Consider the following 11,110-nt stretch of genomic DNA (forward strand, 5'->3'; position numbering starts at 1 on the left):
AACCTAGTCCGCGACGACCGCCGCCGGGCTCGGTTCCGGTCGACGCGCGAAATGCTGAGCGATGACGGTGCACACCATCAGTTGAATCTGATGGAACAGCAACAGCGGCAGGACGATCAACCCGATGGGTTGGCCGACGAACAGCACGGCGGCCATCGGCAGTCCGCTCGCCAGGCTCTTCTTGGATCCGCAGAACAGCAGCACCAGACGATCCTCGAGTGAGAAACCGAACCACTTGCCTGCGTACCAGGTGATCGTCAGAACGAGGGCGAGCAGCAGGATGCACACGGCGACGACGATGCCGATGCGCCACAGGGCGACCGAGGACCACACGTGTTGATTCATCGATGCGCTGAAGGCGGAAAAGACGACCAGCAGAATCGATCCCCGGTCGACGAGCTTCGTCGACGCGCTGTGGCGGGTCAGCCAGCCCGTCACCCAGGGTCGGAGCAACTGACCGACGGCGAACGGGAGCAGCAGCTGCGCAACGATGTCGAGGATCGAGCTGGGATCGATGCTCGCCGAACCAGTGGTGGTCATCAGCGCGAGCACCAGCAGCGGGGTGACGAACACGCCGAGGATGTTGGAGAACGACGCGCTCACCACGGCACCGGCCACGTTGCCTCGGGCGATGGAGGTGAAGGCGATCGAGGATTGGACGGTCGAGGGCACCAGGCAGAGGAACAGCATTCCGGTGTAGAGGTCCTCGCTGAGCAGACTCGATTCGAGGACCCTCAGGGCCAGGCCGAGCGCGGGGAACAGCAGGTACGTCGACGCCAGGATCACCGAGTGCAAGCGCCAGTGTTTGACGCCTTCCCAGGCGTCACGTGGGGACAGTCGCGCGCCGTAGATGAGGAACAGCAGCCCGATGGCGACGCGTGTCACCCAGCCGAGAACGTCCTCGGCGGTTCCCGACGCCGGGAAGATGCTCGCCAGCGCGGCGACCGCGAAGATGCTCAGCAGGAAGGGATCCAGGACGGTGTCCCGCAACGCTTTCACTCGGCCACTCAGTCCGCAGTGGTGGTGCGGGCACGGTCGGTGAGGGTGTTGAGCGTTCCCGCGATCGTGTCGGCGGCTACGGTTCCGATGGTCAGTCGATCACCGTTGGCGAAGGTGACGAATGCCGCCGGCCCGGCTTCGGTGGCGACGGCGTAGTTGCCGCGGCCCTTCGCTCGAAGACCCCACCCGCCGAAGTCCTTGGCCGGGTTCACCGTCCGCACCGAGGCACCGGTGATCTCGGCGATGTCGTAGTCGAATGCCGCCATTCCCAGGCTCGAGACGTAGAGACCGTCGCTGTCGATGTGCACGGTGAATCGCAGTAGGGACAGGATCAGGATGGTCAGCGGAACGAACAGAAAGATCGGCCACGGCGAATTCGAGAGGTAGCACGTCACGCCGGCTCCGGCCGCAGACAGCGCGATCACCGTGACTGCGGCGACGCGGCTCGCTCCGACGGGAACCACCAGCGGCAGTTCGAGGCCGCACCGAGGTAGGTCGGTGTGCAGGGGTGCGGTGGCGACGACGCGTTGGCGGTGATCCCGCAGGCGCGTCGCTCCGAACAGTCCGATGGCGAACCCGGCAACGGTACCGACGGCGATGGCCCAGCCGGGAATGGTGACGCTCTGCTCGGTGGGTAGGTCGAGTTCGCGTGCGAGGGTCGCGATCTCCAGCACGCCGATCGTCCCGACGACGGTGAGCCCGATGATCAGCATCGTCCGACGCATGATCAGCAGCACTCGGGCCAGGGCGGCCACCGCGCTCACACCGCCCCCGACCAACACGATGACGATGGCGACGGTCCAGGCGTTGGCGAGCGGATTGGAGAAGTCGTCCGGCTGGGTTCCGCTGAAGTGAGTCGCCACCTGGTCCGGCAGGCGACCCTCCCACAGATAGGCCAGGACGAGGCAGAGAGCGGCAACCGCGAGCGGGAGGACGACGCCGAAGACGACTCCGGCCGGATCGAAGGTGCGCAGACTCTTCTGTTTCATGCGCTCAGCTCGGCTGGCAGGCGTCCTTGAGGCTGCACGAGATGCACGATTGTCCGCATCCGTCGGCCTCGGCGGGTGCCGGCACTGCCGCGGCTGCGCGGGCACCGATGGATCCGCCGGCTGCGGCGATGAACAGCGCTGCAGCGAGGGCAACGACCACTCCGACGACCGCTGCGATGCCGCTCAGTGCGAGTGCGGCTACGCCGCCGATGGCCAGTACCAGCGCAGATGCGGCTGTGGTCGGGCCGGCGACACGGTTCGCGAGGACGAACGTCTCGTCGTCGCGCATTGCCTCGGGGGTACGGACACCGGCGAATCGATTGCGCGGGAGCCGGCCGAGCAGCGACAGGGCAGCGACAGCCCCGACGACGAGGGCGAGCACGAACAACACAACCGAGACGATGACCACCTGGCCAGGATACGGCGCAGCGAGGTCCTGGTACCAGGCGGGCCGCGTCACACTTTAGGCTGGTAGGTGTGACCGATTCCGTTGAAGCATCCACCGAGTCCGTTCCCGAGTACCGCTACACAGCCGAACTCGCCGGGCGCATCGAGGAGCAGTGGCAGGACCTGTGGGAATCGCAGGGCACCTTCGACGCGCCCAACCCGGTCGGAGCGCTCGCCGGAGACGTCCCCAAGGACAAGCTCTTCGTCCAGGACATGTTCCCGTACCCGTCGGGCAGCGGCCTGCATGTCGGGCACCCCCTGGGCTACATCGCCACCGATGTATTCGCGCGGTACCACCGCATGCAGGGACGCAACGTGCTGCACGCACTGGGCTACGACGCCTTCGGGCTGCCCGCCGAGCAGTACGCCGTGCAGACGGGTACGCATCCGCGCAGCACCACCGAGGACAACATCGTCAACATGCGACGCCAGTTGCGTCGGCTGGGTCTCGGGCACGATCGTCGACGGTCCCTGGCGACGACGGATGTCGACTTCTACCACTGGACGCAGTGGATCTTTCTGCAGATCTTCAATGCTTGGTTCGACGACGAGCTCGGCAAGGCGCGCCCCATCTCGGAGCTGGAGGCGGAATTCGCCTCGGGTGAGCGGACATTGGACGACGGCCGCTCCTGGGAGTCGCTGACCGTCGGTGAACGCCGCGAGGTGATCGACGGCTTCCGTTTGGTGTACGAGTCCAACTCGATGGTCAACTGGTGCCCTGGCCTGGGTACCGTGCTGGCCAACGAGGAGGTCACCGCCGACGGACGTAGCGATCGCGGCAACTTCCCGGTCTTCCGAAAGAACCTGCGCCAGTGGATGATGCGCATCACTGCGTACTCCGATCGGCTGGTTGACGACCTCGAATACCTGGATTGGCCCGAGAAGGTCAAGACCATGCAGCGCAACTGGATCGGACGCTCTCGCGGAGCGCAGGTCTCGTTCTCCGGGATCGAGGTGTTCACCACCCGCCCGGACACGCTGTTCGGTGCCACCTACGTGGTGCTGGCGCCCGAGCACGATCTGGTCGACGGCATGGTGGCCGAGCAGTGGCCTGCCGGAATTTCGGACAAGTGGACCGGCGGCGCCGCGACACCGGCCGAAGCCGTTGCCGCATACCGCGCGTCGATCGCCGCGAAGTCCGATCTCGAGCGGCAGGAGAACAAAGAGAAGACCGGCGTCTTCATCGGTGCGTACGCCGAGAACCCGGTCAACGGTGAGCAGGTGCCGGTGTTCATCGCCGATTACGTGCTGACCGGGTACGGCACCGGTGCCATCATGGCCGTTCCGGGCCACGACGCACGTGACTGGGAGTTCGCGACGGCATTCGATCTGCCTGTGCGCGAGGTCATCTCCGGCGGCGATGTCACCGAGGCGGCTTACGTCGGCGACGGTGAATTGGTGAACTCCGGTTTCCTCGACGGCCTGCCGGTGGACGAGGCCAAAGCCGCCGTCATTTCCCGACTGGAGTCGGAAGGCAAGGGCCGCGGCACAATTCAGTACAAGCTGCGCGACTGGCTCTTCGCGCGCCAGCGCTACTGGGGCGAGCCGTTCCCGATCGTCTGGGACGCCGAAGGCAACCCGCACGGACTGCCCGATTCTGCTCTGCCAGTGGAACTTCCCGAGATCGAGAACTACGCCCCGGTGTCGTTCGATCCTGACGACGCCAGCTCCGAGCCGTCCCCACCGCTGGCCAAGGCCGACGAGTGGGTCAACGTCGAACTCGATCTGGGCGACGGACTGCAGACCTACACCCGCGACACCAACGTGATGCCGCAGTGGGCCGGTAGCTCTTGGTACCAGCTGCGCTATGTCGACCCCACCAACTCCGAGGCCTTCGCAGACCCGGAGAACGAAAAGTACTGGGTGGGGCCGCGTCCCGAAATCCACGGACCCAACGATCCGGGCGGAGTGGATCTCTACGTCGGTGGCGTCGAGCATGCGGTGTTGCACCTGCTGTACTCGCGCTTCTGGCACAAGGTGCTGTTCGATCTGGGTCACGTCAGCTCCAGCGAGCCCTACCGACGCCTGTACAACCAGGGCTACATCCAGGCCTACGCGTACACCGATTCCCGCGGGGTCTACGTTCCTGCAGCCGAGGTCGTCGAACGCGACGGCGGCTACTTCTATCAGGACCAGCCCGTCAACCGTGAGTACGGCAAGATGGGTAAGTCGCTGAAGAACTCGGTCTCACCCGACGAGATCTTCGCCGAGTACGGTGCCGACACTCTGCGTGTCTACGAGATGTCGATGGGTCCGCTGGACACCTCACGCCCGTGGGCGACGAAGGACGTCGTCGGCGCGCAGCGTTTCCTGCAGCGCGTGTGGCGACTGGTGCTCGACGAGGTGACCGGCGAGGTTCGCGTCACCGATGCGAAGCCCACCGAGGACACTCTGCGAGTGCTCAACCGGGTGATCGACGGTGTGCACGCGGATTACGCTGCGCTGCGCGACAATACGGCCGGTGCCAAGTTGATCGAGCTGACCAACCACATCACCAAGGCGTACCCCGACGGTGCGCCACGCGGTGTGGTGGAGCCGTTGATCCTGATGCTCGCTCCCCTGGCACCGCACCTCGCCGAGGACCTGTGGGGCAGGCTCGGACACGAGAAGTCGTTGGCGCACGGGCCATTCCCGCGCGTGGAGAAGAAGTGGTTGGTCGCCGATACCGTCGACTACCCCATCCAGGTCAACGGCAAAGTCCGCAGTCGCATCACTGTGTCTGCCGATGCAACGAAGGACGACGTCGAGAAGACGGCATTGGAAGACGAGAAGATCGTGGCCCTGCTCGACGGGAAGGCCCCGACCAAGATCATCGTGATCCCTGGTCGCATGGTGAACATCGTTCTGAAGTAGCTCTCGCCTCCGCCGAACTCGAAGTTATGGATGAAAATCTTGCGATTTCCGTCCATAACTTCGAGCTCGCGGGGGTTTAATTTGTTGCATGTCACTGGCTGGTAGAGGGTTTGCGTTGAGGCTGATGGCCTCCGTCGTGCTACTTCTCGGGTCCGCCACGCTCGTGAGTGTCCCTGTTGCACAAGCAGATCCGGGACCCGGCTCGCCGATTCCAGCGAATGATCCGTTCTACGATTGGGACGGCGGCCTGGACGTCTCCCCGGGAACGGTGCTGCGGTCGAGGCCCATGACGTTCCGTACCCCCACCCAGCCGACGCCGATCACAGGTAGCCAGGTGCTCTACAGGACTACCGACCAGCAGGGCGACGGTGTCGTCACGGTTGCCACGGTGCTGCGGCCCTTGGTCCCCGGGCCGACTCGGATCGTCTCGTACCACATGGCGTACGACGCCCTGGGCTCTCAGTGCAATCCCTCGTACACCCTCAGCGGCGGGTCCACGAGTCCCATTGCCGGCGCGGAACAGGCGGTCATTGCCGGTTACCTTGCAGCCGGCTACACCGTCGTCGTGCCGGATTACGAGGGCGAGGAGCTCGAATGGACGATCGGGCGGCAGTCGGGCTACGCCGCTCTGGACGGCATTCGTGCCGCGCAGTCCCTCCTGCAGCTTCCGTCGAGCACGCCCGTCGGCATGGTCGGGTACTCCGGTGGATCCGTCCCGACGCAGTGGGGTGCCGAAGTTGCCCCCGAATACGCGCCCGAGCTGAATCTGGTCGGTGCGGCGGCCGGCGGGCTACCGGTCGACCTGGCTCACAACCTTCCGTACGTCAGCGGTAACAGAGAGTGGGCGGGTGTCATCCCGGCACTGATCGTCGCCTACGAGCGTGCGTACGACCTCGACCTGAACAGTTTCATCTCCGACTACGGCCTCGAGGTGATCGACCAGGTCGATCAGGAATGCATCGCCCAGTTCGCCGACGACTACCCCACGCTCACCGACGCCTCGATGGTCAAGGCCCCGTACACCTCCCTGCTGGATGTACCCGAGGTGGTGGCGGCGATCGACGACAACATCATGGGCAGCCAGGGCACCCCGCGGACGCCGATGTTTCTGGCCGTCGGTCACGCCGATCCGATCGGCGATACCGTCATGATCACCGGCGACGTGCAGGGACTGGCGTACGGCTACTGCGGCCGGGGCGTGGATGTGCAGTACGCGCAGTACGACGGCCTGACGCACAGCGACGCCTTCCCGGCATTCGAGGCGCAGAGCCTGCAGTTCCTGACCGAACGGTTCAGCGGTGGGCCGACGCACAGCAACTGTGTGACGATCCCGCCCGGCAATGCCTTGACCCCGACTTCGTAGTTCTCTCAGATGGCCCCGAGATCGGCAGACAGCCAGTGTTCGGGGCGCAGGTAGAACACCACGTTCTCCTCGTGCTCACGGTTGGCCATCTCGAGGTAGCCGTCGACCTTCTCCGGGGGCAGGTAGCGGGCTGCCATGGCGCGCAGCAACTCGGGAGTACTCGGCTCCTCTCGCGCCACCGGACCTTCGACGCTGACGTAGCGGATCGTCGGATCGGACTGCTCGATCATCAGAGTGAATCGCCCTGCAGTCCTGATCAATTGGGCCTTCTTCGACGTGGCGCCGGTCAACACCCAGGCTTCACCGCCGGGGGTGTAGTCGTACCAGATCGGTACCGTCAGCGGGCCACGGTCCGCCCCGGCCGCTACCGAGAGGGCGGCGATATGCGATTCGGACAAATACTCTTCGCGTTCTGTCTTCGACAGTGCCATGAATCAACCGTAAGACTTCCCCGGGCGAAGTTCCAGACCTGATTCGACGCCCAATGTGGCCTGATCCTGGTCCGCCGTGGACAGTGGAGGGATGCCGATCGACGAGCCGAAGATTACGGGTAGCCCCGTGGGTCGCCGAGTCGTGCTCGGCCTGGTGGCGGCCGGGGTCGCGGGCATCGTCGGTGGGGGCGCGGTGCAGAAGGGTCTCGCGTCGGTACTCGGGCCGATCGGTAACCACGATCCGACGGGACTGATCGGACTGATTCCCGTGGGCGACAACTTTCGCTTCTATTCGGTGACGCAGGGCGCGCCGCGCAAGGACGAGAACTCCTATGCCCTGACGGTGGGCGGTTCCGTCGACACACCGCGCACGTTCACGCTGCAGGACCTCCGCGCGATGCCGCAGACGTCGTTGGTACGTGACTTCCAGTGCGTGACGGGATGGCGGGTACCCGAAGTTGCTTGGAGCGGAGTGCGATTGGCCGATATCCTCGATGCCGTCGGACCCACCGCGTCGGCGACGTCGTTGCGGTTCACCTCGTTCGACGGCACGTATACCGAGAGTCTGACGCTCGATCAGGCCCGTCGCGACGACGTGCTGGTTGCGTTGACCATGCTCGACGGCCCCGTCACCCACGATCACGGAGGTCCGGTTCGGCTGTTCGTCGCTTCGATGTACGGCTACAAGAGCATCAAGTGGCTCGGCGGAATCGAGTTGACGGACAACGTGGTTCCCGGATACTGGGAGAAACGTGGATACGACATCGATGCGTACGTCGGCGAGTCGAACGGACGTCGAGATGACCCCACGAGCTGACGACCGCGCACGGTTCGACCGGGTAGAACGGTACGTGCACTGGGCAGTCGGGGTCTTGGTGATCGTGTGCATGGTGACCGCGGCGATTCTGTACATCGGGTCGCTCGCGGTCCTCGTCGGCCATCGACCGATCGTGGAGTTCGTGCATGTGTGGTCGGGCTTTCTGTTGCCGATTCCGTTGATCCTCGGTGCGGTCTCACGCAGCTATCGCGCGGACCTCGGCCGTCTCAACAGATTCGTCGCCGACGATTGGAAGTGGTTGCGCTCCAAAGCGCGTCGGCTCGGGGCGGTGGGGGTCGGGAAATTCAACGCCGGCCAGAAGCTGAACGGTGCCCTGAGCGCCGGGTCGATTCTGGTACTCCTCGGTACCGGCGTCGTCATGTACTTCTCGGCGTGGAGTCCACTGCAATGGCGTATCGGTGCAACATTCGTACACGACTGGTTCGCCCTGGGATTCGGGCTACTCGTCGCCGGTCACATCACGTACGCCTGGCGTGACCCGGAAGCAATGCGCGGAATGACACAGGGTGCCGTGACCAGGGAGTGGGCAGAGCACGAGCATCCGGAGTGGTGACAACAGTTCAGTCCAGCGTCCTCACGCTGGCCGTATCGCAACACCGGGCATCAGTATTCGCAGGACACCCTGCGCCACTTCGGTTGCGGACTCCGCAGGACGCGTCAGGCAGCGGAAGAGAATGTTGTTGGTCAACATGATTGCGGCTTCGAGTGCCGGTGCGTCGTCGCTGAACACGCCGCTTTCACGTCCGCGTTCGAGAATGGGGACCACAGCGGACGGGAGGTAGAGGTTTTCGATGACCGTCGTGATGGTGCTCGGTTGGTGGAATTGTTCGAAGCTCAACGCGAGCAGCATGCCCGAGCTCATGGCTCGATTGTCGATGACGAACTCGCCCAACGAAACCAACGTGCGTTGCAGTGCGGTGGCGGGGTCGACTCCGAGGCGTTCGTCGGCGCGACGGAGCCGGAGCACACGGTCGAATTCGGGCTTCAGCGCCGCAACGATGATGTCGACCTTGCTCGGAAACAGTCGTCGAAGGTCTTCTACGCGGATCTTCGCCGCCGCCGCGATGTCGGCCAGGGTGACCAGGAAGTAGCCGTTGTCGACGAACAGAGTTTCGGTCGCCGCGATCACGTCGGCCTCGAGGTCGGGCCGCAGAGCATCCGAGATTTCGCCCGGATCGGGTTGGGCAACGGTGCGGTCGGAATGCAGTGGGTCTATGGCCCACTGGAGAATCGAGTTGGTGGCCGATGCAACGTCGTCGGAGGACACCGAGCCCGGCGTGAGCACCTCCCGGAGCGCCAACCCGTCGAGCAGAGCCCCGACGACCGCCGAGAGGTTTGTCAGCGACAGTGGTTGGCGCAACGATCCGCCGTGAGCCTGCACCGCTCGGCCGATGATGGATCGCAGGTCGGTGTCGAAGCGCTCGAACTCGGGGATTACGGCCTTTTGGGCACCGTTGTGGTCGGCAGCCAGCAGCACTGCGACGAGGCGACGTCGCATGAGACCGGACGTGAGGTCGTCGAACAGCGCCGACACCGGACCTTTCACGTCCTGGGTGCCGGCAGGAGCCGCCGTACCGGTGTACTCGAGTGTGAGGTGGTCGAGGAGGTCTTCGACGAAAGCTTCCTTGCCGCCGGACCCGCCGCCGCGAGAGTTACCGGGGTACGTGTTGTGGAAAGTTTGGTGCGACAGCCCTGCGCGTTCGACGACGGCCGAGATCGAGAGCGAACGCGCAAGGTCGGTCGTGTCCATCTCACCGAGCAGGCGATATCCGGCCTGAAGGAACTGCTCCCGTGGGAGTGACTTCTGGTTCACCGACTACCGCCTTCGTCCACCTGCACCGCATTGTTGGATCTTGAACTATAGCAATTGGATGGTCCGGTTCCCATTGTTTAGTTTCAACTAAAGCATGGTGTAGCCCAACATGCTTTATGGAGTAAGGCCTCGAATAAGCTTGTGTTGCATGGAGTTCGGCAACCGTGGTCAGATTCAGACCGGTCCGTAGGCCGATTGCATGAGGAGGCCAAGATGGTAGCGACGAGTCATCGACCCCAACTTTATTCGCGAGTCTCGGTGTCGAGCGGCGTCCGCTCTCCACTCGGTACCAGGCCCGGCGGAGCGAGGCCCACCCCTGCGCCCGCGCGGGCTGTGCGGGTGTACACCTCACCGGGCCTGACCGCGCGTGAGATCACCGTGCTCAAGGCGTGGCTGGACTGCGATTCCAAGGTCGACGTGGGCGCACGCCTCCACATCGCATTGGGCACCGTCAACACGCACCTGACGAGAATCCGTGACAAGTACTCCCGCGTCGGCCGCGCCGCTCCAACGAAAGCTGCACTCGTCGCGCGCGCCCTGCAAGACGGCATCGTGAAACTGGACGAGCTCTGAAGCTGGATTGTCCGCGTTGCTGGAACCTGTGGATGCGTTCCCGAGTTAGTCGGCAGTCGCCGCCCCGGACCGTAAGCGGTAGATCATCCGAGTGAATGAGAAGACTCCATTCGTCCACTGGCAAGGGTGAAGAGGGAGATGCAGTCGGTCCTGTAAACAACGCCGGGACGAACCTCATGTTGTGAGTGGAAACTCGACCCCTGCTACGTGTTCAGTCTGGGGACATATGAGACACGAGATGTCCACGGACATGTGACACACGGGCTGTGATGATGCTGCGGGGCACTGTGACCGGCTATGGAGTAATCCATGGCCAGATCGGATGCCCGGATGAACCTGCTCGACGCCACCTTGACCGCATGGATCATCGAGGGAGCCGACGTCTTCGACGAACGAGGCCTGTCAGGCTTCTGCGCCGATCACGGGCTCTCCCGCAGTACCGCCAACCGTCACGCCGCCCGGATCCGAGAACGGGGCCGGTGGGAACTCGACTCCCGCCGGCCCCGCTCGAGCCCGACACGCACCCCCGACACCATCGAAGCCCGCATCATCGCGCTCCGCGGCGAATTGGGCCGCGACAACGGTGCCGACAACATCCGCTACGAGCTGACCAAGATTGCCGCCGAACATGATTGGGCCGGCAAAGGCTGGAAGATCCCAGCCCGATCGACCATCAACAACATCCTCACCCGCCACGGCCTGGTGACCCCGGAACCCAAGAAGCGACCCAAATCGTCCTACCGCCGGTTCCAATACGCCCGACCCCGTGACTGCTATCAGATCGACGCCACCGAAGTCGTACTC

10 protein-coding genes and 1 pseudogene are annotated in these 11,110 nt (G+C 64.3%); 6 read left to right on the plus strand and 5 right to left on the minus strand.

What is annotated here, in order from left to right; translation table 11 throughout:
• Window positions 1-3 precede the first annotated feature (3 nt).
• Genes VF34_RS14145 through VF34_RS14155 form a run of 3 tightly spaced genes read right to left on the minus strand, consistent with a single transcriptional unit; the run spans window position 4 to window position 2,397 of the window.
• Window positions 4-999 carry a bile acid:sodium symporter family protein gene (locus tag VF34_RS14145; RefSeq protein WP_045841541.1) on the minus strand — a complete coding sequence of 332 codons (996 nt, stop codon included), beginning with the start codon at window positions 997-999 and terminating at the stop codon, window positions 4-6.
• A gap of 8 nt (window positions 1,000-1,007) precedes the next feature.
• Window positions 1,008-1,988, minus strand: a complete 981-nt coding sequence (locus tag VF34_RS14150; RefSeq protein WP_032399365.1) for a DUF1648 domain-containing protein — start codon at window positions 1,986-1,988, stop codon at window positions 1,008-1,010.
• A 4-nt stretch (window positions 1,989-1,992) separates the two neighbouring features.
• Window positions 1,993-2,397: an SdpI family protein gene (locus VF34_RS14155; RefSeq protein ID WP_027495026.1), complete on the minus strand. Its 405-nt coding sequence runs from the start codon at window positions 2,395-2,397 to the stop codon at window positions 1,993-1,995.
• A 68-nt stretch (window positions 2,398-2,465) separates the two neighbouring features.
• On the opposite strand from VF34_RS14155, the gene leuS reads away from it, so the two are divergent.
• Window positions 2,466-5,288, plus strand: coding sequence for a leucine--tRNA ligase (gene leuS / locus VF34_RS14160; protein WP_045841542.1), 2,823 nt, complete (start codon window positions 2,466-2,468; stop codon window positions 5,286-5,288).
• Between the two features lie 88 nt (window positions 5,289-5,376).
• Entirely contained in the window at window positions 5,377-6,651 is a 1,275-nt protein-coding gene (locus VF34_RS14165) for a lipase family protein (RefSeq protein ID WP_032399367.1), read from the plus strand.
• 5 nt (window positions 6,652-6,656) lie between these two features.
• On the opposite strand, the gene VF34_RS14170 is transcribed toward VF34_RS14165, so the two are convergent.
• Window positions 6,657-7,082 carry a pyridoxamine 5'-phosphate oxidase family protein gene (locus VF34_RS14170; RefSeq protein WP_032399368.1) on the minus strand — a complete coding sequence of 142 codons (426 nt, stop codon included), beginning with the start codon at window positions 7,080-7,082 and terminating at the stop codon, window positions 6,657-6,659.
• A 91-nt stretch (window positions 7,083-7,173) separates the two neighbouring features.
• Here VF34_RS14170 and VF34_RS14175 point away from each other — a divergent pair, with 91 nt between their 5' ends.
• Window positions 7,174-7,899, plus strand: coding sequence for a molybdopterin-dependent oxidoreductase (locus tag VF34_RS14175; protein ID WP_080736367.1), 726 nt, complete (start codon window positions 7,174-7,176; stop codon window positions 7,897-7,899).
• A complete protein-coding gene (locus VF34_RS14180; RefSeq protein WP_032399370.1) occupies window positions 7,883-8,473 on the plus strand; it encodes a cytochrome b/b6 domain-containing protein in 591 nt (196 codons plus the stop codon). The genes VF34_RS14175 and VF34_RS14180 overlap by 17 nt, the downstream gene beginning before the upstream one ends.
• Before the next feature lie 21 nt (window positions 8,474-8,494).
• On the opposite strand, the gene VF34_RS14185 is transcribed toward VF34_RS14180, so the two are convergent.
• On the minus strand, window positions 8,495-9,733 hold the full coding sequence (locus VF34_RS14185; protein WP_032399371.1) for a TetR/AcrR family transcriptional regulator: 1,239 nt from the start codon (window positions 9,731-9,733) through the stop codon (window positions 8,495-8,497).
• Window positions 9,734-10,072: 339 nt separating this feature from the next.
• On the opposite strand from VF34_RS14185, the gene VF34_RS25600 reads away from it, so the two are divergent.
• Window positions 10,073-10,306, plus strand: a complete 234-nt coding sequence (locus tag VF34_RS25600) for a LuxR C-terminal-related transcriptional regulator (protein ID WP_032367970.1) — start codon at window positions 10,073-10,075, stop codon at window positions 10,304-10,306.
• A gap of 309 nt (window positions 10,307-10,615) precedes the next feature.
• Window positions 10,616-11,110 (plus strand): annotated as a pseudogene (locus VF34_RS25300) (IS481 family transposase); the annotation flags it as partial.

It is taken from the genome of Rhodococcus sp. PML026 (assembly GCF_000963615.1).
GTDB classification, from domain to species: Bacteria; Actinomycetota; Actinomycetes; order Mycobacteriales; family Mycobacteriaceae; genus Rhodococcoides; species Rhodococcoides fascians.